Origin of the sequence: Micromonospora rosaria, assembly GCF_001567585.1 — a bacterium.
GTDB lineage: Bacteria > Actinomycetota > Actinomycetes > Mycobacteriales > Micromonosporaceae > Micromonospora > Micromonospora rosaria.
In genome coordinates, this window is the sequence record NZ_LRQV01000013.1 from 1 (window position 1) to 23,009 (window position 23,009).

Below are 23,009 nucleotides of genomic sequence, written 5' to 3' on the forward strand. Positions count from 1 at the left end.
GCACCCCGACTCGCTCACCTCCCGGCACAACCTCGCCGGCTGTTACCGGGCGACGGGCCGGATCGCCGAGGCCGTGGCGCTGTACGAGCGGGTCCTCGCCGCGCGGGAGCAGGTCCTCGGTCCCGACCACCCGGACACCCGGGCCAGCCGGGACCTGCTGACGCGCAGCCGGGCCGAGGCGGCGGCCGGCACGGACCCGGCCGCCGGCTGACCCGACGCCCGGCCGTCCGGGCCCGGCCGGGACCGGCCGGATTCCTCGCTCCCGGACGGCGGCCCGTCGAGGCTGGTCGGGCGGCACCACACCGGGTGTGCCGTACCCGCCCCGGGCGGTGCCGCCGGAGGCCCGCCCCGCCCCCGTGAGGAGAACCCATGTCACGACCACGTTCCGCCCGCCTGCCCCGGGTGCTGCTGGCGATCCTGCTCGCCGTCGTGGGCGCGGTGACCTCGGCCACCGTCGCGGCCACCCCCGCGCTCGCCGCCGGGTGCTACCAGTCGAGCTGCAACGGGCAACTGCCCCAGGACAAGGGCTGCGACGCGGGCGCCACCACCATCGCCTCGTTCCGCTACGGCGGGTCGAACACGTTCCTCCAGGGCGCGCTGATGGAGCTGCGCCGCTCCACGGCCTGCGACGCGGCGTGGATCCGCACCACCGACGGCGACTGCCTGCCGATGTGGCGCAACTGCGGTGCCGTCCTGGAGGTCTCCGGCGGCTCCCCCCAGTTCTCCGACCCGAGGCCCGGCCAGCGCTGGTCGGCGATGTGGTCGTACCGGAACTACGTGCGCGGCTGCTTCATCGCCTACACCGACGACGGCGGCTACCACCGGGACGGCTGCACCGCCTGGAAGTGACCCCACGACCGGGGGGCGGGGCGGAACCGGCTTCCGCCCCGCCCCCCGCGCCCCCGGCCCGTCCCCCGTCCGATCCGCCCACCCCCGAAGAGGTGACCGATGCGCTCCTCGGCCCTGCTGGCGGCGCTGACCTGCGCCGCCGTCCTCCTGTCCCCGTCCACCCTGCCGGTGGCCGCCGCTGCGGCGACACCGCCGCACGACAGCGTCCCGCCGGCCGCCGGGTCCGGTCCGGCCGGCGCGGCCGGCGGGCGTCCGCCCACGCACCCCGACCGGGTCACCGAGCCGGACGCGCGGCTCGGCCCGGCGTGGCGCGGCTCCACCGACCGCGCCGTCACCACCTCGAGCGACGCGAGCGGGCTGCACCTGCTCGTCGCCGACGAGGCGCAGGCGTACGCCTGGCGGACCGCGGCGACGCTCGCCGAGCCCGGCTTCGACACCGACCAGTGGATCGGCCAGGCGTGCCTGACCGGCTCCGGCCGGCGGGCCGTGGTCGTCTACGGTCCACGGACGTTCACCAACCGGGAGTCCCTGCTGCAGCGCGGCGGGTTCGCCGCGGTCGTCGACCTGACCACCGGCGCGGTGACGAAGCTGCGCGAACGGGTCTCCCTGGCGTACCACAATCCGGGGTGCGGCGCCGGCGAGCGCGCGGTGCTGTCCCGGCTGGAGGCTCCGGCCGGGCCGACCGGGCCGGCACGGACCTGGCTCGGCACGGTCGACGCCGCCCGGCCGACCGCGCCCGTTCGGGTCCGGCGGACGCCGGGGCAGGTCACCTCGGTGCTGCCGGTACGGGACCGGCTGATCGGCGCGCGGGGCGACCAGCTCGTCTCGATCGACCGGGCGGGCGGCCCGCGCCCGCTGGCGGAGCTGGCCGGTACCCCGTTCCGGCTGCTCGCCGACGGCCGCGACGCGGTGGCGTTCCAGGTGGTCCGGGGCGAGCGCACCGAGTTCAAGCGGTTCGCCGCCGGTCGGGTGGCCGGACACGGGTCGGCGCCCCGTGGCGAGGTCGCGCTGCGACCGGGGGCCGGGGGTCGGGTCTTCGTCGTGGGCAGCCGGGCCGGCAGCCGCACCGCCGGCCACCTGCCGTCGGGCTGGCGGGCCGTCGACGGGCGGCCCGACAGTGACGTCTCGACCACGGGCGCCCTCGTCGTCTCGCGGGCGAGCACCGGTCGGGAGGCGGCCGGCCGGCCGGCGGACCGACCGGTACCCGGGCGGGCCGAGCCGGTCGAGATCACCTCCCGCCGGGTCGCCACCGACGCCCGCCTGACCTTCTCGGTCGTGCCGCGCCCGGCCGCCGCCGGACGGGCGCCGTCCCCGGCGCTGACCGCACGCGCCGCGCCCGGCTTCGGAGGGCCGGGCAGCCGCTCCGCGCGGCCCCCGGCGGACCCGGACGTCCCCCACGACCCCGACCGGTCGTGTTCCGTGCCGCGCAACGACCCGGCCTCGCAGGTGTACCAGCCGACGGTCGCCCAGGTGGAGTGGGCCGCCGACCTCGCCGTCCGGGGGATGCTGACCTTCCAGCGGCCGGCGAACTGGAACAACAAGGGCATGGCCGCGTACTCGCCGCAGGGCCTGTTCCCGCTCACCGCGCTGTCCGGCGGCGGTACGGTGCCCGCCCAGATCTTCCTCGGCATCCTCGCCCAGGAGTCGAACCTGTGGCAGGCCAGCCCGCACGTGGTCGACGCCTCCGTGGGCAACCCGCTGATCAGCCTGGGCTACTACGGCCTCGACCTGGCCGAGCCCGACTTCGACGACATCGACTGGGAGCACACCGACTGCGGGTACGGGGCCGCCCAGGTCACCTCGGGCATGAAACGGACCGACGTGGACACCACGGTCGCCGGTATCGCCTGGACCTACCCGAAGCAGCAGGCGGTGGCGCTCGACTACGCCGCCAACCTCGCGGCGGGGCTGCGGATCCTGCAGGACAAGTGGAACACCACCCGCGACGCCGGACTGGTCGTCAACGACGGCGACCCCCGGTACCTGGAGAACTGGTGGTTCGCGATCTGGGCGTACAACACCGGCTTCTACCCGCGCGCCGCCGGACAGCCGTGGGGCGTGGGCTGGGCCAACAACCCGGCGAACCCGGACTACCCCGCCGACCGGCGGATGTTCCTCACCGAGCCGCTGGACGTGTACGACTCCCAGGGACGCAGGATCGTCGACGACGACACCGGCTACGACAACGCCAAGCACCCGAACCACTGGTCGTACCCGGAGCGGGTCATCGGCTTCGCCTACACCTCGCTGATCCGCTTCGACTACCGGTCGGGGTCGTACCGTCCGACGTACCGCCCGGCCCTGTCCCCGCTCGCGCCGGCGCTCGCCCAGCCCGGCCGGTACACCTTCTGCGCGCCGGCCGTCAACGACTGCGGCGAGCACCTGCCCCCGCACGCGCCCGGCGACTACCCCGGCACGCCGGCCGGCGCGTGCCAGCGTGACGACCTGCGGTGCTGGTGGCACGCGCCGGTCACCTGGACGTCCTGTCCGGGCAGGTGCGGGACGGAGAACCGGGCCTACACGTCGGTCGAGCCGAGGCCGTACACGCAGCCGGGCGACAACATCCATCCCACCCCCGCCCACGCCGACGGCTCGTGCGCGGTCAGCGGCCTGCCCGCCGGCGCGCGGATCATCGACGACATCGCCACCACCGTGCCGCTCGGCGCGGAGGGCTGCACACCGACGTTCACCCGGGGCGGCACCTTCGCGCTGAACTTCGCCACCCACACCCGGCCGGACGGCACGGTGGTCACCCCCGGCAAGGTCGACTTCCACCAGATCGGCGCCGGCTTCGGCGGACACTTCTGGTTCGCGCACACCCACCGCCAGCAGCAGCAACCGACGCTGCGGGTCACCGGCACGTGGCGCATCGACCCGACCCACGCGTGGACCCGGGTCTGGGTGCACCTGCCCGATCACGGCGCGCACACCCGGCAGGCCCGGTACGTCATCCGCCGGCCGGACGGCGGCACCGAGCACCGCACCATCCCCACCCAGTGGGAAGAGAACCGGTGGGTGAGCCTGGGCGTCTTCGACTTCACCGGCCCCGGCACCCCACGGGTGGAGCTGACCAACTTCACCCTCGACGGCCGGGGTGTCCAGGACATCGCCTGGGACGCCCTCGCCGTCCAGCCGTTGCCCCGCAAGCCCGCGCACTTCGTGGTGGCGCTCGGCGACTCGTACTCCTCCGGGGAGGGCGCCGGGGACTACACCCGGGTCAGCAACCAGTACGGCGACGACGAGCAGTGGCGCAACTCGTGCCGGCGCAGCCCGCACGCCTGGTCGCAGCGGGCCACCATCCCCGGGGCACCGGCCAGCATCGGCACCCTGTCCGCGCAGCACCATCCCGATCTCGACGCGCAGTTCCTGGCGTGCAGCGGCGCGCGGACGGTGAACCTGCTCAGCCCGAGCCTGCTGCCCGACGGCCGCTGGCAGGGCTCGCCGGCCGAGGGCCAGTACGGCGAGGTCAGCCAGCTCGACCAGGGGTCGCTGACCGCGAACACCACCGCCGTGCTGCTCTCGATCGGCGGCAACGACGCCCGGTTCGCCCAGGTGGGCCTCTCCTGCGCGACCGGGCTGGAGTGCGGCGCGCCGGGCTACGTGATGGCCGGCGACGACGAGCCGCTGCGCGACCGGCAGCAGGACCTGATCACCGGCGCCGTCCGGGCGTCGGTGCAGAAGGTGGTCGAGCAGATCCGGCTGCGGGCGCCGGCGGCGCGCATCTTCGTCATGGGCTACCCGCGCCTGTTCGACACCCCGTGCCGGTACTTCGGTCAGTACGGCATGGCGTTCGGCTTCACCGAGGGCGAGACCGAGTTCCTCAACGAGCTGTCCGACCTGATGGCCGGCTCCGCGGTGCCGTCGGATCCCGCGCGCGGCGTGCACGGCATGGACGCCCGGGGCGAGTACACCGAGCACGGCATCTGCGGCGCGTCTGAGCAGTACCTGCACGGCGTCGTCGCGGGTGACCTGTTCGGGGACGACGACGGGCACCCGCGGCAGCCGGTGGGGATGGAGACCCTGCACCCGAACCGGGCGGGCAACGACGCCTACGCCCGGGTGGTGCAGCGCCGGATGGACGAGGTCGGCTACCGCTGGTGAGCGGCCCGCCGTACCGTGACCGCCGCGCCGCCACCGCAGGGTGACGGCCGCCCGGCGGGCGCCCGGATCGCGCCGCCGGGCGCCCGCCGCGCGAGCGCCGGCCGGCGGGTGGCCGCCCCGGTGCCCGGCGGCACCCGCTCGCGGCGCGATCCGCGTCACACCAGACCCTTGCCGCCGCCGGGTTCATCCCGTTACGCCCCGAAGAATCGGTCGGGCCGGGTGACCCGACGCACCACCACCCCCACTCACAGCTTGCTTTCAGTGGGCGCGGCTACTCTCTGCAGGACTATGGATGATCTTCCGCACCACAGTCCGTGGCCCCTCGTCGTCCCGACCGCCCGCACGGCGGCCACCACGCGACAGGGGCTGACCGATGTATGAAGTAGTCATGCTGGGGATCGGGTTGCTCCTCACCGTCGGCACCGGCATGTTCGTCGCCTCCGAGTTCGCGCTGGTCAACCTCGACCGTGGGGAACTCGAGGCGCGCCAGTCCCGGGGCGAGAAGCGGCTCGGCCCCACGATCGCCGCACTGAAGATCACCTCGACCCACCTGTCCAGCGCGCAGCTCGGCATCTCGCTGACCACCCTGCTAACCGGGTACACTTTCGAGCCGGCGGTCAGCGCGCTGCTGGCCGATCCGCTCGGCGCGGCCGGCGTGCCGGAGGGGGCGGTCCCCGCGGTCGGCTCGGTCCTCGCCATCCTCCTGGCGACGCTCTTCTCGATGGTGATCGGTGAGCTGGTGCCGAAGAACTTCGCCCTCGCGGTGCCCCTGCAGACCGCGAAGTTCGTGGTGCCGTTCCAGGCCCTGTTCACCACCGTCCTGAAGCCGGTGATCCTGCTGTTCAACAACACCGCCAACGCGGTGATCCGGGCCTTCGGCATCGAGCCGAAGGAGGAGCTGTCCGGCGCCCGCAGCGCCGAGGAGCTCAGCTCGCTGCTGCGGCACTCGGCGCGTGCCGGTGTCCTCGACCCGGAGCACGCCACGCTGCTGGACCGTACCCTGCGGTTCTCGGGTCGGGACGCCTCCGACGTGATGACCCCCCGGGTGCGGATGACGGCGGTGGAGGCCACCACCAGCGCCGCCGAGATCATCGAACGGGCCAGCGCCACCGGCCTGTCCCGGTTCCCGGTCATCGGCCGCAACGTCGACGACATCCTCGGCGTGCTGCACGTCAAGCACGCCTTCGCGATCCCGCTGGAGCAACGCTCCGGGGTACGGGCGAGTGACCTCGTCGTGGAGCCGTCGCGGGTGCCGGAGACGATGCACCTGGACGCGCTGCTGCCCACGCTGCGCGGCCAGGGCCTGCAGTTCGCGGTCGTCTACGACGAGCACGGCGGCACCGCCGGGATCGTCACCCTGGAGGACCTGGTCGAGGAGATCATCGGCGACCTGGAGGACGAGCACGACCGGGCCCGCACCATCCTGGTGCGTCGGGGCCGGTCGGTCTCCTTCGACGCCTCGCTGCGCCCGGACGAACTGTTCGAGCGGGCCACGATCACCGTCCCGGAGGACGACGACTACGACACGATCGCCGGTTTCGTCACCGCCCGCCTCAACCGGTTCCCCGAGGTGGGTGACGAGGTGGCGATCGAGGGCGGGGTGCTGCGCGTCGAGCACCTCAACGGCGTCCAGGCCGACCGGCTGCGGTTCGTGCCCACCGAGGCGCCCGTCGCCGCCGGGGCCAACCGTCCGACCGGTGACCGCACGGAGGAGAGCGTCCGGTGAGCGAGTACCTGCCAGGCATCATCTGGCTCTTCGTCCTGCTGGTCGTCAACGCGTTCTTCGTCGGCGCGGAGTTCGCGGTGATCTCCGCGCGCCGCTCCCAGATCGAGCCGAAGGCCCAGGCGGGCAGCCGCGCCGCCCAGACCACCCTCTGGGCGATGGAGCACGCCACCCTGATGCTGGCGACCAGCCAGCTCGGTATCACGGTGTGTTCGCTGCTCATCCTGAACGTCTCGGAGCCGGCGATCCACCACCTGCTGGAGATCCCGCTGGCGAACACCCCGCTGACGCCCGAGGCGGTCACCGTGCTGGCGTTCGTCATCGCGCTGCTGCTGGTGACGTTCCTGCACGTGGTGTTCGGCGAGATGGTGCCGAAGAACATCTCGTTCTCGGTGCCGACCCGGGCGGCGCTGATCCTCGCTCCGCCGCTGGTGCTCGTCGCCCGGATCTTCAAGCCGATCATCTGGAGCCTGAACGGCATCGCCAACGGGATCCTGCGGCTGTTCCGGGTGACCCCGAAGGACGAGGCCACCAGCACCTACACGCTGGACGAGGTGGCGACCATCGTGGCGCAGTCGACCCGCGAGGGGGTGCTCGTCGACGGGTCGGGCACGCTGACCGCGGCCGTCGAGTTCACCGCGAAGACCGTCGGCGACGTGGCGGTGCCCCTCGACGGCCTGGTCGTCCTGCCGGCGTCCGTCACCCCCGCCGACGTCCAGCGGGCCGTCGCCGAGCACGGCTTCTCCCGGTACCTGCTCACCGACAACGGTGAACCGAGCGGGTACCTGCACATCAAGGACGTGATGGACCTGTCCGGCGACGCCTACACCAGCGCCGTACCGGCCAAACGCGTCCGCCGGCTGGCCACCGTCCGCCGGGACAGCGAGTTGGAGGACGCGCTGGCGACGATGCGGGGCAAGGGCGCGCACCTGGCCCGGGTCCTCGACGACGAGGGCACCACCGGCGTCATCTTCCTGGAGGACATCGTCGAGGAACTCGTCGGCGAGGTCCAGGACGCCACCACCCGCTGACCGGCGGGTACCCGGCGCGGTCGACGGCCGCACCCGTCGTGGTCGACGACCACGGTGGGTGCGGCCGTTCGCCATCGGTCCCGGGCTCGTCCCGCCGGCCCCTGGGCTCCGCCCGGCCGGACGGGCTCCCGGGACACGGGCACCGGCCGCGCCCCGGGTGGTCAGCCCCGGGGCGGCCGGTCGTCGACGGGCCGGCCGTCGCGCAGGTGCTCGTCGGCGATGCGGGTCGCCGTCGACCGGTCGACCCGTTCGTACCAGACGTCGTCGGGGTGCACCACGACGAGCGGGCCGAGGGTGCACGGGAACAGGCACCCGGTGGCGGTGAGCAGCACGTCGTCGTCGCCGAGGCGGTGCTCGGCCAGCCGGTCGGCGAGCGCCGCCGCCACCTCGTCGGCCCCGTACGCGGTGCAGCGGGGCCCCCGGCAGACGAGCACGTGCCGCCGGTGGCGGGTGATCCGGGACCAGGCCGGGCTCCGGAACGGCCCGGGGTTGCCAGCCAGCTCGGTGAGCGGCCCGGCGACGGCGGCCACGACCGCGGTGACCAGTGCGGGCTGCCCGGCCAGCGGCGCGGTGACCACGATCCGCAGGGCCCGCTCGTGCTGCTGCCGCCAGTGCGCCACCGCGCGCCGGATCCAGGTGTCCAGGTAGCGGTCGGGCGGCAGGTGCGTCGGCACCAGCACCACCTCGTCCGCGTCGGCCGCCGCGTCCAGCGCGGTGTGCAGCGACGGCGCGGCGCCGTCGAGGAAGCAGCCCCGCACCGGTACGCCGAGAGCCCCGGCGACCGCCTCGGCGAGCCGGTGGACCGCGTCGTGGCCGCCGTGGTGGGTCACCGACCGGGCCACGAGGAGCACCTGCCGGTTCATGCGGCCGGCGGCCGGTAGTGGATCACCGTACGGCCGTCGTGCGTCCCGACCTCCGCCTCGACGCCGAAGACGTCGGCGAGCAGGGCCGGGGTGAGCACCTGCTCCGGGGCCCCCGCGGCGACCACCCGGCCGGCGTCCAGCACCACGACGGTGTCGCAGAACATGGCGGCCAGGTTCAGGTCGTGCAGCGCCGCCAGCGTGGTGATCCCGGCCCGGCGGACCAGGTGCAGCAGCTGCAACTGGTGGCCGATGTCGAGGTGGTTGGTGGGCTCGTCGAGCAGCAGCAGCTCCGGTTCCTGGGCCAGCGCTCGGGCGAGCTGGACCCGTTGCCGCTCCCCACCGGAGAGGGTCTGCCACTTGCGGTGCTCGAAGCCGGTCAGGTCGACGTGGGCGAGCACCTCGACCGCCCTGGCCCGCTCGGTGTCACTGTCGGACCAGCGGGACCGCTGGTGCGGGATCCGGCCGAGCAGCACCACGTCGAGCACGGTCAGGTCCAGGTCGGTCTCGGCGTGCTGGGCCAGCAGCGCGATCCGTCGGGCGACGGCGAGCCGGCGCAGCCGGGCGACGGCGTCGCCGTCGATGGTCACCTGTCCGCTGGTGGGACGGAGCAGCCCGGCGACCACCCGCAGCAGGGTGGTCTTGCCGGAGCCGTTCGGACCGAGCAGCCCGACCAGGCTGCCGGCCGGCGCCGTGCAGGTGACCCGGTCGAGGATGCGGGCGGCCGGCACCGCCCAGGACACTCCGGAGACGTCCAGCATCAGCCCCGTACCTCCCGGCGTCGCAGCAGGATCACGAAGGCGGGCACCCCGAGCAGCGCGGTGAGCACGCCGACCGGCAGCTCGCGCGGCTCGAACAGGGTCCGCGCGGCGGTGTCCACCCAGATCAGGAAGATCGCGCCGGCCAACGCCACGACCGGCAGCAACCGCCGGTGGTCCGGGCCGGTGAGCAGGCGGGCGGCGTGCGGCATGATCAGCCCGACGAACCCGATCGCCCCGCTCATCGCGACCAGCACGGCGGTCAGCAGCGCGGTGGCGACCAGCAGCAGCCACCGGACCCGGATCACGTCCACCCCGAGGGTGGCCGCCGCCTCCTCGCCGAAGGCGAAGGCGTCGAGCGCGCGGGCGTGCCAGCCGACCAGCCCCAGGACGGCCACCAGCACCGGCGCCGCCCAGGCCAGCTCCGCCCAGCCGGCCCGGGCCAGCGACCCGGACAGCCAGAACGTGATGCTCTGCGTGGCGTGCGGGTCCCCCACCCAGATGATCACGAAGGAGGTCAGCGCGGCGCAGAGCTGCGCCACCGCCACCCCCATCAGCACCACCCGGGTCGGGGCGAGCGCCGCGCGGCGGCCCGCGACCGCGACCACCGCCGCGAAGGCGGTGAGCGCGCCGACGAACGCGCCGCCGCCCACGGCGACCACCCCGCTGCCCACCCCGGCCACGATCACCAGGACCGCGCCGAGCGACGCCCCGGACGAGACACCCAGCAGGTACGGGTCGGCCAGCGGGTTACGGATGACGGTCTGCATGACCGCTCCCGCCGCGGCGAGCCCGGCGCCGACGGCCGCCGCGCCGAGCACCCGGGGCAGGCGCAGGTCCCACACGATGTGCTCGCGCAGCGGCGGCACGTCGGACCGGGCCAGCCCGAGGTGGTCGGCGACGACCAGCCACACCGTACCGATGGAGAGGTCCGCCGGGCCGACCGTGACGGCCACGCCGACCGAGGCGAGCAGCCCCACCGTGAGGACGACCAGGACCACGGCTCGGCCGGTGGCCCGCACCACCGGGGTACGGGTGGCGGCCGGCCGTGGGACGACGGCGGTCAGTTCCCGGCCCCGGCCGCCGACGCGGTCAACCCCTGCGTCAGGGCCTCCACGCCGAGCACGTTGCGCACGCCGGCGGAGGTGGCGGAGAAGGGGATGACCACGTACCGCTGCTGCCGGACCGCCGACAGGTTGCGCAGGGTGGTGTGACCGGCCAGGAAGGTCTTCTTCTGCGCGGCGGGATCCCAGCGCGCGTCGACCAGCACGATGACGTCGGGATCGCGCTCGGCGACGACCTCCCAACTGGTGTCGGCCCACCGGCCGGTGACGTCGGCGAAGACGTTGGTCACCCCGGCCGCCGACATGATCATGTTCGGGGCGCCGCAGCACGCGCCGACGCTGGGGGCGTCGCTGCCGCCGTCCCACCACATCACCCGGGCGTCCGGCGCGGCGGCGGCGGCCGTCGTGATCCGGGCCCGGTGCTCGGCGACGAGGGCCTCCGCGCGGTCGGTGACCCCGAAGATCGCGGCGATCTCCCGGATCTCGCCGAAGACGTCGTCGATCCGCAGCGTCGCGGGGCGGGTCTCCGCCGGGCAGCCCGCCGGTGAGAGGTACGTGCCGACACCGAGCTGCTGCCAGCCCTCACGGTCGCCGACGCCCTCGTCGCCGAACGCGCTGGCGAAGGAGGCGTAGACGAAGTCCGGCTCGACCTCGAGCAGTTTCTCCCGGGCCGGGTACTCCTCGGCCAGGACCGGGACCCGCGCGTACGCGGCGGCGTAGGCGGGCAGGATCTCGTCGTCCAGGTACGCCGTGCCGACCATCCGGTCGGCCAGGCCGAGGGCCAGCATGATCTCGGTGGCGGGCTGGTTCATCGTCACCACCCGGGCGGGCGGTTCGGGGATCGTGACCGGCGTGCCGCAGTTGGTCAGGACCACGCCGGCGGAATCCGATCCGGCAGGGGCCTCCTGGTCGGCGGCGCAGCCGCCGAGCAGCACGACGAGAACGGACAGGGGCGCGGCAACGCGCCAGAGCATGGGGATCCGCACAGCGGGACCACCTTCCAGCACCTCGTGGACGGGTCGAGCGTGCCGTGGCCGGTCTCCTGGCTGACGGGTACCACACCGACGGCCGGCCTTCCCGAGCGTGAACGCTCAGTGACCTCCACGGAGGACAAGGGCCGTCGGCTTCCCGATCACAGTGGCGAGGGCCGCGCCGGTACCGCACCGGCTTCCCGAACACCACGGCGGCCACACCCTACCTCCCGCGCCGTCCCCTCGGGAATCCCACCGCCTGCGGAAGCGGGCTGCTCAGGGGCGCCGCCGCCGGCTCAGGTGGCCGGGCGGGGCTCGTGGGTGCGGGGGTCACCGCCGTGCAGCACCTCCAGGGCAGCGGCGACGACGCCGACCCCGGTGAGCAGGACGAGGGGCCAGGGCGGGGGCAGCAGGACAGTCAGCGGGGACAGGGCGGCGACGAGAACCGCCCCGCCGACCCGTTGCCAGCTCACCACGCGCCACATCCGCCACCAGTACCACTGGTTGGCGGCCAGGTACAGCGCCACGCCCAGGTAGAGGGCGTAGTGCCCGTAGGCGTTGACGGTCCGCTCCGGCACCAGGATCTGGCGCAGGCTGAAGGCGACCAGCATCACCCCGGCGACCATGGGCAGGTGCAGGTACGTGAAGGCGTCCCGGGCGAGCAGCGTCCGCGCCCGGCCGGTCCGGGCCCGCAGGGCCAGGCGCGAGGAGTCGATGGTGGTGAAGTACGACCACCACAGGGTCCCGATGCTCAGCGCTCCGACGACGACGAGCGCCAGGACGGTGACGGAGACCGGCCGCCCGCTCGTGGCGAGGCCCACGGAGATGATGGCCTCGCCGAAGGCGATGAGCATGATGAGCGCGTACCGGTCGACCCAGTGCCGTACCGACTGCACCCGCCAGGCGGCGCTCTCCCGCAGGTAGGCGCCGACGTACTGGACGAGCAGGGCCGCGACCCACAGCAGGGTGATGCCCAGGCTGTCGGAGACCACCGCGGGCGTCACGACCTCCACCGCCACGATGACCGCCAGCAGCGCGAGCGCGATGCCGGAGGGCAGGGCGACCCGGCGCGCGACGTGCCGCAGGACCGCGTTCGTGCGGGACACCTGCCAGAGCAGCACGCCCTGGATGAGCTGCCCGGCGACGTAACACACCACGATGAGCGAGGAGCCCTGCAGGCCACCGCCGGCGGGGCCGAATGCCTGGGGAATGGCGAAGCCGAGCACCAGCACGGCCGTGGCGATGCCGATCGTGCTGAACCGGACCACCGCCGTCTCGGTGCGGACGATGTTGGCCAGCCAGGAGTACGAGATCCACGCCCACCAGAGCAACGCGAGCAGGGTCAGCCCCCGGACGATGCCGAGCAGCGACGGGTGCCGGGTCATCAGCAACGTCACCTGGATGAACGCGAACACGAACACCAGGTCGACGAAGAGTTCCCGGGGGGAGACCCCACCGAGGCGGGCCGCCTCGGGCTCGACCAGGTGGTGCAGCGCCTGGTGCCGGCGGCGGAAGATCGTCTGGTCGGCGACCGCCATCGCGGCGACCCCCACGGCGAGCAGCGCCAGCGCGCCCACGGCGGGGGCGCCGACCGCCAGCGGCAGCAGGGCGAGGAGCAGCCCGATGCCGATCAGCGGGCTGCGACCGATGATCCGTGCCGTCCGCCACTCGAAGGCGACCAGCGCGATCAGGTAGAGCAGCACCCCGCCGAAGAGGGTCAGGACGCTCGTGGTGTCCCAGGGACGGTCGGCCTCCCCCACCGCGACGGCGACGGCGTGCTTGAGACCGAGGGCGAAGATGATCAGCCCGGAGATCATGGGCAGGTGCAGCCCGAGGTAGGCGTCCCGGGCCAGCCGGGTCCGGGCCGGGCCCCGGGCCCGCCACAGCCCGTGTTCGGCGAGCATCTTCGCCAGGTCGAAGTAGGTCCACCACAGCGCCGACACGATGATCATGCCCAGGGTCGCGGCGGCGGCCACCTCCCAGGTGACCGGCTCGTCCACGCCGACCCCCCGGCTCGCCCCGATCGAGATGATCGTCTCGCCGAGCGCCACCAGGATGATCACGGCATGCCGTTCGGCCAGGTGCCACGGCGACACGACCTGCCAGGTACCCCGGCCGACCCCGGCGAAGATGACGAAGTCGACGCCGAGCGCGCCGGCGAACAGGACGACCCGGACCAGATCCCCGTCGACCCGTTCCGGCAGGGCCGGCGGGAGCAGCACGGCGACCAGCAGCATCGCCCCGGCCGCGAGGAAGGCCAGCCACACCAGCAGCCTCCGGCCCGTCGCGCCGCCCCGCTGGTGGTAGGTGAGCACCGCCAGGACACAGAACCGGATCAGGAGGTAGCCGCCGACCACCACGACCGGACCGGAGAGGTTGCCGGGCACGTCGGCGAACGCCTCCGGTACGGCGACCCCGATCACCAGCACCGCGGTCGCCACCCCGGTCATCAGCAGCGGCATGCCGCCCCGGTCGACGTGGATGACGTTGCCGAGCCAGGCACAGGACGTCCAGCAGTGCCACAGCAGCAGGATCACCAGGACCCCACGGATCGTGCCGAACACGCTCAGGTCGGCCGACATCAGCGTGGCCACCTTCAGAAAGGCGAAGACGAAGAACAGGTCGACGAAGAGCTCCATCCAGCTCACGTCACCCTCGGCGCCGGGGTCCCGACCCACCAGCCGGACACCACCGGCGCTCGGATGCGGACGCAGGCCGTCGTCGGACACCTGTTCACTCTGGCAAGCACCACCACCGGCCGCAGGCGGTTCGCCACAGCGGGGACGGCCGACCGACGGCACCCCCGCGCGTACCGGGCTCCTCCCCAGCGGGGGACCCGGGCCGTGGTGGTTACGGCTCAGGGCACCGGGGCCGGCGCCCTCAGGCGGGCGGTGTCACGGGCGGGTCGACCCGATCGGCTCCCGGACCAGGGTGGCGTCGACGTAGCAGTACCGCCACTCCTCGCCGGGTTCGAGCGAGCGGATCAACGGGTGCCCCGTCTGGCGGAAGTGCTCCTCGGCGTGGTTGTGCGGTGAGTCGCTGCAACACCGTACCGCGCCGCAGGTCAGACACATCCGTAGCTGCACCCAGTCGTCGCCGGTGGCCACGCACTGCGGGCACTCCTCGGCGTCGGACTCGGTGATCTGGATCCGGTCCAGGTGCGTGCAGGCGGTGCTGATCGTCTCCTCCCGGACGTACCGCCAGCCGGGGTGCAGTATCCGGTCCGGGATCACCCGGGCCAGGTAGCGCGAGTTCGCGGCGAGCAGTGGGCTGAGCACGGCGAGCACCAACACGTACAGGGCGATGAAGGGGCCGAGCCGCGGATCGAGGCCGGCGGTCAACGCGAGCGTGGCGAGGATCAACGAGAACTCGCCCCGGCCGAGAACCGTCAGTCCGACGTTGGCCGCGCCCCGCTGGTTCAGCCCGAACAGGCGACCGGCGACCAGCCCGGCCACCACGTTGATCACGATCGTCAGCAGCACCGCGGCGAGTACCGGCAGCGCCACCGTGCCGATCTCCCCGACGTCGATGCTCAGCCCGAAGACCACGAAGAACACCGCCGCGAAGACGTCGCGCAGGGGCAGGACGAGGCGTTCCACCCGTTCCCGGACCGTGGTGCGCGCCACCACCAGCCCGATCATCAACGCGCCGATCGCGTCGGAGACCCCGATCTCGGCGGAGATCCCGGCGACGAGCAGGACCAACCCGACCATGAGCAGGGCGAGCAGCTCGTCCTCCCGGCTGTCGATCACCCGGGCGACCAGCCGGGCGCCGTACCGGGCCACGGCGAAGAGGACGACCAGGTAGCCGAAGCTGATGCCGATCCGCAGGGCGAGTTCGCCCGCCGACCCGGCGCCGGACAGGATCGGTGAGAGCAGCGCCAGGTACAGCGCGAGGAACAGGTCCTCGATGACGATGATGCCGAGGATGACCGGGGTCTCCGCGTTGGCCAGCCGGCGCAGCTCGATGAGCAGTTTGGTGGCGATGGCCGACGAGGAGATGCCCAGCGCGCCCGCGATGACGAAGGCCTCGTGGCCGCCCCAGCCCAGGGCGAAGCCGAGGGCCAGGCCGGCGCTGATGTTGAGGGCGATGTAGCAGCCGGCCGCCACGAACAGCCGCTTGCCGCTGCCGAGCACCTGCTGGACCGGGAACTCGACGCCCAGGTGGAACAGCAGGAGCACCAGGCCGAGCGAGGCGAGCAGACTCAGGTCCTCGGGGTGCGCGATGAGGACGGGCCCGGGGGTGGCCGGCCCGAGCAGGATGCCGGCGAGCATGAAGAACGGCACGGTGGGCAGGTTGACCCGTCGGCCCGCCCTGGCCAGCAGGCCCGCGACCAGCACCAGGGCGCCGAAACCGAGCAGCTCAGCATGCATGGGACGAACTCCTGGGGAGGGGGGTGACCCGCGGCGGCGGCGAGTCTAGTCGGCGAAGTACGTGCCGACCAGCAGGGCGCCGACCTTGCGGGCCTGCTCGTCGGTCAGCTCGATCACCGCCACGGGGTCGTCCGAGCCCGAGGTGAAGATGTACAGGTCACGGACACCGTCGCGGCGCACGACGATGGACAACCGCTGGCTACGGCTGCCCAGGTCGACGTCGTACCGTGTCCCGATACCCGGCAGATCCTGCGAGACGATCCCCTTGCCCATCCGCCCTCCCCGCTGCGATGCCTGCGCCCATCGTACGAGTCCGCAGGCCCGGACCGGGGCCCCGGCGGTGCCACCGGACGACAGCCGGGTGCGGAGCTGCCGCCGGCTACCTGAGTGCGGCGTAGAGCAGGTCGACGAGGTGCTCGGCGGCGGTGTCGTAGCCGGGGTCGGCGAGCTGTTCGGCGACGATCGCGGTCGCCGGCGAACATCCCGACGAGATCGCCGACGACATCGACGGGTTCCTCCGCGAGAATCGCTGAGCGCACCGCCACCCCCGTCGGCGGTCCGCCCGGCGGGAGCGAGGAGCGCGCATGTCGAAGGTGTCCACGGGCCCGGCCGAGCCCGCCGTGCCGGTGTCGGCCGGGCCGCCGGCTCCGAGGTGGTCCGCGTGGCGGGTCGTGGTCGGCTTCGGGATGGTCAGCCTGGCCGCCGACATGGTCTACGAGGGCGCGCGGTCGATCACCGGGCCGCTGCTGGGCGCGCTGGGCGCCTCGGCCCTGGTCGTGGGCCTGGTGGCCGGCGCCGGGGAGGCCATGGCCCTGCTGCTGCGCCTGGCCTTCGGGCCGCTGGCCGACCGCACCGGCCGGTACTGGTCCCTGACGCTGGCCGGGTACGCGGTGACCGCCGTCTGTGTGCCGCTCCTCGCCGTGGCGCCCTTCCTCGGCGGCGCCGGCCTGCTGGTCGCCGCCGCGCTGATCCTGGCCGAGCGCGCCGGCAAGGCCGTGCGCAGCCCGGCCAAGTCGGCATTGCTGGCCCAGGCCGCCGGAGCCGTCGGTCGGGGGCGCGGCTTCGCGGTGCACAAGGCCCTGGACCAGCTCGGCGCGTTCACCGGGCCGCTGCTGGTCGCGGCCGTCATCGCGGCCACCGGCCTGATCTGGCCGGCCCTGGCCGTCCTGGCGGTGCCCGGGGCGCTGGCCGTCGGGCTGCTGCTGTGGATCCGTCGGCGGGTACCCCAGCCGGCCGTCTTCGACCGCGAAGCCCCGGCACCCGCCGCCTCCGCCGGCCCCGCCACCGCCCCACCGTCGACCGCTGCGCGCCGCTGGGTCGGCGCCGACCTGCCCCGTCGCTTCTTCCTGTTCGCCGCGGCGGCGGGAGCCGCCACCGCCGGGCTGGTGACCTTCGGGATCATCTCGTTCCACGCCACGCGGACCGGGGTGCTGGCCACCGCCGGGATTCCGCTGCTGTACGCCGCCGCGATGGCCGCCGCCGCCGTGGCCGCCCTGGCCAGCGGTCACCTGTACGACCGGTGGCACGCCCGGGTGCTGTTCGCCCTGCCCGTGCTGGGGGCCGCCGTGCCGGCCCTGGCGCTGTCCGGCAGCTTCGGCGCGATCGTGGTCGGCACCCTGCTGTGGGGCGCGGCGGTCGGGGTACAGGACTCCACCGTCAAGGCCCTCGTGGCCGACCTCGTCCCGGCCGCCCGCCGCGCCACCGCCTACGGCGTCTTCGCCGCCGTCCAGGGCGTCGCGGCCCTGGCGGGCGGCGGTCTGGCGGGAGCGTTGTACAGCCGCTCGCTGCCCGCCCTGATCGCCGTCCTCGGCGCCACCCAACTTCTCGCCCTGGGGCTGCTCGCCGCCAGCCTCGTCGACCACCGGGCACCCGCCGGGCGGTAGCACCGGCGTGTCCTCCGTGAGGACCCGGCCCTGAGGGGTAACCGCCGGCCGGAGAGCGGGCCGCCGCTCACCGTGTCGAACCGGAGGCGGACCATGAGAATGACCGAACTGACCGACGGCGGGTGCCGCGTGATCGTGGTCGCGGTCGACAAGGGCGAGGACGCGGTCGAGGTCGTCAACGAGGTGGCGGCCCGCTCCGACGTCCGGGGGGCGCGGGTCACCGCCGTCGGCGGGTTCCGCCGCGCCGAGGTCGGCTACTTCGACCGGGACGCGCGGGACTACCTCCGGATCCCCGTCGCCGAGCAGGTCGAGGTGCTGTCCCTGCTCGGCGACGTCGCCGAGAGCCAGGGCCGGCCCGCATTGCACGTGCACGCCGTGCTCGGCCGCCGCGACGGCAGCACCGTCGGCGGGCACCTGCTGCGGGGCGAGGTCTGGCCCACCCTCGAAGTGATCATCAGCGAGGTCGGCGGGAGCCTCGTCAAGCGCGTCGACCCGGAGACCGGCCTCGCGCTGCTCACCGCGACCGGTCGCCCCTGAGGACGCGCCGCCCGCCCGACGCCCACCCGGCAGGTCCAGCGGCACGGGCCGGGCGCCGGGCGGACGGACGCCGTGGACCTGACCGGGCATGGCACCATGTCCGGTGTGCTCCGCCGAGTGGGACAGACGCTGATGGGGTCGGGATGACAGAACTGGCCGGTGGCCCGCCGGGGCTCGCCCCGCTGTGGGCGCACGATCCGCCCACCGCCGGCCCGTACCGCCTGCTCGGTCGGTTGGGCGCCGGCGGTCAGGGCGTGGTGTACCTCGGCGAGGACGAGCAGGGCGACCGGGTCGCGGTCAAGATGATCAACATTGACCTGCGCGATCCCCGGGCCCGGTCGCAGTTCATGAAGGAGATCGCCGCCGCCCGCCGGGTCGCCCCGTTCTGCACCGCGCAGGTGCTCTTCGCCGACGTGGACGGCGAGCGGCCGTACGTGGTCAGCGAGTTCATCGAGGGCCCCACCCTGTTCCGCCACGTCCGCGAGCAGGGCCCGGTGACCGGCAACGCGCTGCACCGGCTCGCCGTCGGCACCGCCACCGCGCTCGCGGCGATCCACCGTTCCCACGTGGTGCACTGCGACCTGAAGCCGGACAACGTGGTCCTCGGCCGCGACGGCCCACGGGTGATCGACTTCGGCATCGCCCGCGCGGTGGGCGTCACCGAGACGGTGACCAGCCAGGTGGTGGGGACCATCGCGTACATGGCGCCGGAACGGTTCCGCAACGACGGCGTGGGCCCGGCCTGCGACGTCTTCGCGTGGGCCGCGACGATCGCCTTCGCCGCCGGCGGTCGACCCCCGTTCGGCAACGACTCGCTGTTCGCGGTGATGCACCGGGTGGTGCACGAGCCGCCCGACCTGCCACCGCTCCCGCCCGACCTCGACGATCTCGTACGTCAGTGCCTGGCCAAGGATCCGGCGGACCGGCCGGAGGCCGAGCACGTGCTGATGCGGCTGCTCGGGCAGGATGCCACGGCCGCCGGCCCGCACCGCCGGGAGGCCATGCTCGAAGTGGGGCACGAGACCGCCGGCGCGCCGACACCGAACCAGCCGTTGCCGATCCCCACGCCGACGATCCCGGTGCAGGCCCGTACCGGCGGGCAGGACGCCCCGACGGCGCCCGCCGCCGGGCAGGGTCGGCCCGCCGCCACCGACGACGGCTGGGGGCGGCGGCTGCGCCGGGAGGCCACCGACGCCTGGGGCGTCTCGACGGCGATCTTCCTCGGGTCGGTCGGCGCCGCCGCCGGCTACCTCGCCTCGGGCCTGGTCGGTGACGCCGCCGCAGCCGGCGCGGCGACCTTCGTCGTGGTCTACCTGGTCCGCCTGCTGCTCGCCGTGGCGCTCGGCGGTCGCTCCCACCAGACCTAGCCGATGGTCCGTGCGACCGATCGCCCGGGTGGCGGGCGACCGATAGGTTGACTGCCACCGGTCGACCAGCAAGGAGGCTCCCGCATGGCCGCAACCTCGACGGGTCCGCGACGGTGGCTGCCGTACACGGCGGCCGTCAGCGCCGGACTGGTGGTCATCGCCGGAGCGTTCGTCCTCGTCCAGCAGCGGGCCGCCGACACCGGACAGCCCCGGGCGTCCTGCACCGTGACCCTGGAGGTCAACTCCTCGACGGAGAAGGCGGAACTGCTGGTCCAGTTGGCCCAGCGGTACAGCGCCAGCGCCCGGCCGCTGCCCGGTGGCGGCTGCGCCACGGTCCACGTCAGCGCGCTGAACTCGGGCCGGGCGGCGGAGGCCCTGGCCACCGACTGGCGCGGCACCGGCCTGCCGCCGCCGCAGGTCTGGTTGCCGACGTCCAGCCTGTGGACCGGTCAGCTCCACCTGCTCGACCGGGCCGCCGGACGGACGCCGCAGACCCCGGACCGTTACCCGTCGATCGTGAACAGCCCGCTGGTGATCGCCATGCCGCAGCCCAAGGCCGACGTCGTCCGCCAGCGCGGGCCCCTGGGCTGGGGCGACCTGCTCGGCCTCTCCGGCCGCGAGGGCTGGAAGAGCTTCGGCAAGCCGGAGTGGGGGCGCTTCACCTTCGGCAAGGACAACCCGAACCTGTCCACCTCCGGGCTGGCCGCGACCATCGCGACCTACTACGCCGCCGTCAACCGGGCCAGCGACCTGACCCGCTCCGACCTGGCCAACCCGGCGGTGACGCAGTTCGTCCGGCGCATCGAGGCCAACGTGTCGCACTACAGCGACGACTCGGTGGACCTGCTGCGCGACCTCGCCGAGGTCGACCTGGCCGGCGGCACGAGCGACATGAGCGCCATCGTCATGCAGGAGGAACTGGTCCACCTCTACAACGAGGGCGAGCTGAGCCCGAGGGCGGACGGTCAACCGGCCCGCCGGCCGAACGTGCCCCTGGTCGCCGTGCACCCGAAGGAGGGCACGTTCAACCTGGACCACCCGTTCGTGGTGCTCCCCTCCGCCGACGAGCGGCAGCGCGCGGCGGCGGCCGACTTCCTGGACTTCCTGACCGACGGCCCCCAGCAGGAGAGCTTCACCCGCCTCGGCTTCCGCGACCACGAGCACCGGGCCTCGGCGGAGCTGCTGGACAGCGTCGGCACCGAGCCGCCGGGCGGGCTGACCTACTTCTCGCCGCCGGAGCCGCAGGTGGTCGAGGCGATGCTGAACAAGTGGAGCACGCTGCGGAAGAAGGCCAACGTGCTGATCGCCCTCGACACGTCCGGGTCGATGGAGGCGGCGGTCGGTGACCGTACCCGGTTCCAGGTCGCCGCCACGGCGGCGGGCAAGGGCCTCGCGTTGCTCAACTCGGAGGACCGGGTCGGGCTCTGGTCGTTCTCGTCAGACGACCCGGGGCGGGCACCGGGGCCGTACCGGGAGGAGGTCCGGCTCGGCGACTTCGACCAGAAGCGGATCACCAGCCGCATCGAGGGGCTGCACGTGGAGGGGGGCACCGCCCTCTACACGACCGTCCGGGCCGCGCACCGGCACCTGGTCGACCGGTACGACCCCGAACGCATCAACGCCGTGGTCGTGCTGACCGACGGCGAGAACGAGTACAGCAAGGACAACGACCTGGCCCGGCTGCTCGCCGACGTCGAACTGGACCCGCAACGCCCGGTGAAGGTGTTCTGCATCGCCTTCGACCGGGACTCGAACTTCGCCATCCTCGACCAGATCGCCAAGGCGTCGGCGGGCAAGGCGTTCGACGCCACCGACCCCGCGAAGATCGACGAGGCGTTCGTCAAGCTGGTCAGCAGCTTCTGACGGTCCGCCGCGCCACGGCGGGCCGCCCCGCTCAGAGCTGGTCGGGGCGGTCGTGGCCGGCGAAGGCGTCGCGCAGGTCGGTGACGTCCCTCGGGACCGCCGGGACGACGTGCGGCGCCCGGTACGTCTCGACGACGCGCTGCGCCAGCCGCCAGAGGACCGAGCGGCGGTCAGGTGAGCAGGACGGCGCCCGCCGCGGCGAGACCGGCGAGCGCGGTGGTGGCCGCCAGGAGGGCGAGCAGCGCGGGGGCGGGGCGGGGTGGTCGTGGGCAGACGCCTGCGGTGGCCGGCGGGCGGGCGGCGGACGCGCGGCGGGGCAGCACCCCGATCACCGCCACCAGGGCCCCGGCGGCGACCGGGGCGGTGACGGCCAGCGCGGCGTACCCGAGGTGGGGGGCCAGGATCCGACCCACCACGAGCGTGGCGAGCGCGGCTGCGGCGGCGGTCCGGCGCCAGGCCAGGGTGGTCCGCTCGACGTGCAGGCCGGGCCGGCTCACCCCAGCAGTCCGGCGACGATCAGGGCGCCGACGGTCAGCAGCCCGACGGCGAGCGGTACCGCCATGGTGGTCGGTGGCGGCAGTCCCCGCTCCAGGCGCAGCGCCCGTTCGGTGCGCAGCCAGCCGTACCAGGCGTGGGCCGGGGTGAGGGTGCCGAGGGCGATCAGGACGACGGCGGCGGCGAGCCGGAACCCGGGATGGATCGGGAGGTTCAGGCCCTCCAGCGCGATCCCGGCCGCGAAGAGCGCCAGCGAGGTGCGGATCCAGGCGAGGAAGGTGCGTTCGTTGGCGAGGCTGAACCGGGGGTCGGGGTCGGTGCCCTCGGCGAACAGACGCTCGGGCCGGCGGACCGGGCCGGCGTCGTCCGGTTCGTCGGCTCCGGCGGTGGGGCGGCCACGACGCAGGACGGTCACAGGGACGTCACCCCCTTGACGACGGCGAGCAGACTCCCGCCGAGGGCGAGCAGGAGCATGGCGCGACGGGCGTGGGCATCGCTGACCCGGTGGACGAGGAACTGTCCGCCGGTGAGGCCGGCGGCCATCGCCAGGCCGCAGGCCGCGACGAGCGGCCAGGAGACCGCGGGGGTGCCCTTGACCACCACGGAGAGCGTGTTGCTGACCAGCCCGACCAGTTGCACGCTGGGTACGAAGGCGCGGTGCGGCCAGCCGGTGCTGGCCGCGTAGACGGCCAGCGGCGGTCCGCCGGTCGCGGCGGTGGTGTTGCAGAAGCCGGAGGCGACACCGGCGAGGACGGCGCCGCCCCGGCGGCGCAGCAGGGGCAGCGCCCGGCCGGTGACGACCCAGAGCACCGAGCCGGCGGTCAGCGTGCCGACGCCGATCAGCAGCGCCGGGGTGGGCAGGGTCCGGACCACCAGCGCGCCGACCGGTACGGCGAGCGCCGCGCCGCCGACCAGCGCGGCGGCCAGCCGGCGGTGCAGGTGCCGGAACGTGCTGGCGAGCACGATCAGGCAGAGCACGATGGACAGGACGTTGGCGAGGGTGACGCCGGTACGCGGGCCGAGCAGCACCACCAGGAAGGGGGCCGCCACCAGGGCGAACCCCAGCCCGGTGAGGCGCTGCGCGGTGGCGCCGAGCGCCACGGCGACCACCGCGAGAACGTCGCCGACCGGCAC

At 74.0% G+C, this 23,009-nt stretch carries 20 protein-coding genes and 1 riboswitch; of the genes, 9 read left to right on the forward strand and 11 right to left on the reverse strand.

All coding sequences use genetic code 11. The features are described from left to right. From AWW66_RS06210 to AWW66_RS06230, 5 genes are all read left to right on the forward strand, one after another. On the forward strand, positions 1–211 hold a 211-nt coding region (locus AWW66_RS06210), incomplete at its 5' end, for a tetratricopeptide repeat protein (protein ID WP_157527194.1). A 158-nt stretch (positions 212–369) separates the two neighbouring features. Continuing rightward, entirely contained in the window at positions 370–849 is a 480-nt protein-coding gene (locus tag AWW66_RS06215) for a DUF2690 domain-containing protein (RefSeq protein WP_083978263.1), read from the forward strand. A 99-nt stretch (positions 850–948) separates the two neighbouring features. Next, positions 949–4,950 (forward strand): SGNH/GDSL hydrolase family protein, encoded by a 4,002-nt coding sequence (locus AWW66_RS06220; protein ID WP_083978264.1) that lies wholly within the window; start codon positions 949–951, stop codon positions 4,948–4,950. 373 nt (positions 4,951–5,323) lie between these two features. Then, the gene (locus tag AWW66_RS06225) at positions 5,324–6,676 is read left to right on the forward strand and encodes a hemolysin family protein (RefSeq protein ID WP_067361033.1); all 1,353 of its coding nucleotides are present in this window, start codon (positions 5,324–5,326) and stop codon (positions 6,674–6,676) included. After that, positions 6,673–7,704 (forward strand): hemolysin family protein, encoded by a 1,032-nt coding sequence (locus AWW66_RS06230; protein WP_067361036.1) that lies wholly within the window; start codon positions 6,673–6,675, stop codon positions 7,702–7,704. The genes AWW66_RS06225 and AWW66_RS06230 overlap by 4 nt, the downstream gene beginning before the upstream one ends. 161 nt (positions 7,705–7,865) lie before the next feature. On the opposite strand, the gene AWW66_RS06235 is transcribed toward AWW66_RS06230, so the two are convergent. The 8 genes from AWW66_RS06235 to AWW66_RS35895 form a co-directional block, all read right to left on the reverse strand. Continuing rightward, on the reverse strand, positions 7,866–8,567 hold the full coding sequence (locus AWW66_RS06235; RefSeq protein ID WP_067361039.1) for a (2Fe-2S) ferredoxin domain-containing protein: 702 nt from the start codon (positions 8,565–8,567) through the stop codon (positions 7,866–7,868). Continuing rightward, complete coding sequence (locus AWW66_RS06240) at positions 8,564–9,325, reverse strand: ABC transporter ATP-binding protein (protein ID WP_083978265.1); 762 nt, start codon at positions 9,323–9,325, stop codon at positions 8,564–8,566. The genes AWW66_RS06235 and AWW66_RS06240 overlap by 4 nt, the downstream gene beginning before the upstream one ends. Then, positions 9,325–10,347: an iron chelate uptake ABC transporter family permease subunit gene (locus AWW66_RS06245; RefSeq protein WP_245647950.1), complete on the reverse strand. Its 1,023-nt coding sequence runs from the start codon at positions 10,345–10,347 to the stop codon at positions 9,325–9,327. The genes AWW66_RS06240 and AWW66_RS06245 overlap by 1 nt, the downstream gene beginning before the upstream one ends. Positions 10,348–10,385: 38 nt before the next feature. Continuing rightward, positions 10,386–11,372 (reverse strand): ABC transporter substrate-binding protein, encoded by a 987-nt coding sequence (locus tag AWW66_RS06250; RefSeq protein ID WP_211271845.1) that lies wholly within the window; start codon positions 11,370–11,372, stop codon positions 10,386–10,388. 29 nt (positions 11,373–11,401) lie between these two features. Further along, positions 11,402–11,584: riboswitch (cobalamin riboswitch) on the reverse strand. Between the two features lie 69 nt (positions 11,585–11,653). Continuing rightward, on the reverse strand, positions 11,654–14,086 hold the full coding sequence (locus AWW66_RS06255) for a low temperature requirement protein A (protein WP_067361045.1): 2,433 nt from the start codon (positions 14,084–14,086) through the stop codon (positions 11,654–11,656). Positions 14,087–14,251: 165 nt separating this feature from the next. Beyond that, complete coding sequence (locus AWW66_RS06260) at positions 14,252–15,730, reverse strand: cation:proton antiporter domain-containing protein (protein ID WP_067361048.1); 1,479 nt, start codon at positions 15,728–15,730, stop codon at positions 14,252–14,254. A gap of 45 nt (positions 15,731–15,775) precedes the next feature. After that, the gene (locus AWW66_RS06265) at positions 15,776–16,003 is read right to left on the reverse strand and encodes a cation:proton antiporter regulatory subunit (RefSeq protein WP_067361051.1); all 228 of its coding nucleotides are present in this window, start codon (positions 16,001–16,003) and stop codon (positions 15,776–15,778) included. A gap of 106 nt (positions 16,004–16,109) precedes the next feature. Beyond that, complete coding sequence (locus tag AWW66_RS35895; RefSeq protein ID WP_281179564.1) at positions 16,110–16,235, reverse strand: hypothetical protein; 126 nt, start codon at positions 16,233–16,235, stop codon at positions 16,110–16,112. A gap of 79 nt (positions 16,236–16,314) precedes the next feature. Between AWW66_RS35895 and AWW66_RS06270 the strand changes: the two genes are divergently transcribed. The 4 genes from AWW66_RS06270 to AWW66_RS06285 all read left to right on the forward strand — a co-directional run bounded on the left by AWW66_RS06270 (position 16,315) and on the right by AWW66_RS06285 (position 21,380). Further along, positions 16,315–17,613, forward strand: a complete 1,299-nt coding sequence (locus AWW66_RS06270; RefSeq protein WP_067361054.1) for an MFS transporter — start codon at positions 16,315–16,317, stop codon at positions 17,611–17,613. A 93-nt stretch (positions 17,614–17,706) separates the two neighbouring features. Beyond that, positions 17,707–18,150: a PPC domain-containing DNA-binding protein gene (locus AWW66_RS06275; RefSeq protein ID WP_067361056.1), complete on the forward strand. Its 444-nt coding sequence runs from the start codon at positions 17,707–17,709 to the stop codon at positions 18,148–18,150. A 143-nt stretch (positions 18,151–18,293) separates the two neighbouring features. Further along, positions 18,294–19,517, forward strand: coding sequence for a serine/threonine-protein kinase (locus AWW66_RS06280; RefSeq protein ID WP_067361059.1), 1,224 nt, complete (start codon positions 18,294–18,296; stop codon positions 19,515–19,517). 84 nt (positions 19,518–19,601) lie between these two features. Further along, a complete protein-coding gene (locus AWW66_RS06285; RefSeq protein ID WP_067361063.1) occupies positions 19,602–21,380 on the forward strand; it encodes a vWA domain-containing protein in 1,779 nt (592 codons plus the stop codon). 170 nt (positions 21,381–21,550) lie between these two features. On the opposite strand, the gene AWW66_RS06290 is transcribed toward AWW66_RS06285, so the two are convergent. The 3 genes from AWW66_RS06290 to AWW66_RS06300 are packed head-to-tail and all read right to left on the reverse strand — an operon-like array spanning position 21,551 to position 23,009. Continuing rightward, on the reverse strand, positions 21,551–21,877 hold the full coding sequence (locus AWW66_RS06290) for a DUF202 domain-containing protein (RefSeq protein WP_067361066.1): 327 nt from the start codon (positions 21,875–21,877) through the stop codon (positions 21,551–21,553). Then, positions 21,874–22,290: a YidH family protein gene (locus AWW66_RS06295; protein ID WP_245647952.1), complete on the reverse strand. Its 417-nt coding sequence runs from the start codon at positions 22,288–22,290 to the stop codon at positions 21,874–21,876. The genes AWW66_RS06290 and AWW66_RS06295 overlap by 4 nt, the downstream gene beginning before the upstream one ends. Beyond that, positions 22,287–23,009, reverse strand: a complete 723-nt coding sequence (locus AWW66_RS06300; protein WP_083978266.1) for a sulfite exporter TauE/SafE family protein — start codon at positions 23,007–23,009, stop codon at positions 22,287–22,289. The genes AWW66_RS06295 and AWW66_RS06300 overlap by 4 nt, the downstream gene beginning before the upstream one ends.

What these genes read in the sequence shown, in the direction of transcription:
- AWW66_RS06285 (WP_067361063.1), top strand. Translation starts at nt 19,602, where the DNA reads ATGGCCGCAACCTCGACGGGTCCGCGACGGTGGCTGCCGTACACGGCG.
- AWW66_RS35895 (WP_281179564.1), bottom strand. Translation starts at nt 16,235, where the DNA reads ATGTCGTCGGCGATCTCGTCGGGATGTTCGCCGGCGACCGCGATCGTC.
- AWW66_RS06215 (WP_083978263.1), top strand. Translation starts at nt 370, where the DNA reads ATGTCACGACCACGTTCCGCCCGCCTGCCCCGGGTGCTGCTGGCGATC.
- AWW66_RS06270 (WP_067361054.1), top strand. Translation starts at nt 16,315, where the DNA reads ATGTCGAAGGTGTCCACGGGCCCGGCCGAGCCCGCCGTGCCGGTGTCG.
- AWW66_RS06240 (WP_083978265.1), bottom strand. Translation starts at nt 9,325, where the DNA reads ATGCTGGACGTCTCCGGAGTGTCCTGGGCGGTGCCGGCCGCCCGCATC.
- AWW66_RS06260 (WP_067361048.1), bottom strand. Translation starts at nt 15,730, where the DNA reads ATGCATGCTGAGCTGCTCGGTTTCGGCGCCCTGGTGCTGGTCGCGGGC.
- AWW66_RS06265 (WP_067361051.1), bottom strand. Translation starts at nt 16,003, where the DNA reads ATGGGCAAGGGGATCGTCTCGCAGGATCTGCCGGGTATCGGGACACGG.
- AWW66_RS06280 (WP_067361059.1), top strand. Translation starts at nt 18,294, where the DNA reads ATGACAGAACTGGCCGGTGGCCCGCCGGGGCTCGCCCCGCTGTGGGCG.
- AWW66_RS06275 (WP_067361056.1), top strand. Translation starts at nt 17,707, where the DNA reads ATGAGAATGACCGAACTGACCGACGGCGGGTGCCGCGTGATCGTGGTC.
- AWW66_RS06220 (WP_083978264.1), top strand. Translation starts at nt 949, where the DNA reads ATGCGCTCCTCGGCCCTGCTGGCGGCGCTGACCTGCGCCGCCGTCCTC.
- AWW66_RS06235 (WP_067361039.1), bottom strand. Translation starts at nt 8,567, where the DNA reads ATGAACCGGCAGGTGCTCCTCGTGGCCCGGTCGGTGACCCACCACGGC.
- AWW66_RS06225 (WP_067361033.1), top strand. Translation starts at nt 5,324, where the DNA reads ATGTATGAAGTAGTCATGCTGGGGATCGGGTTGCTCCTCACCGTCGGC.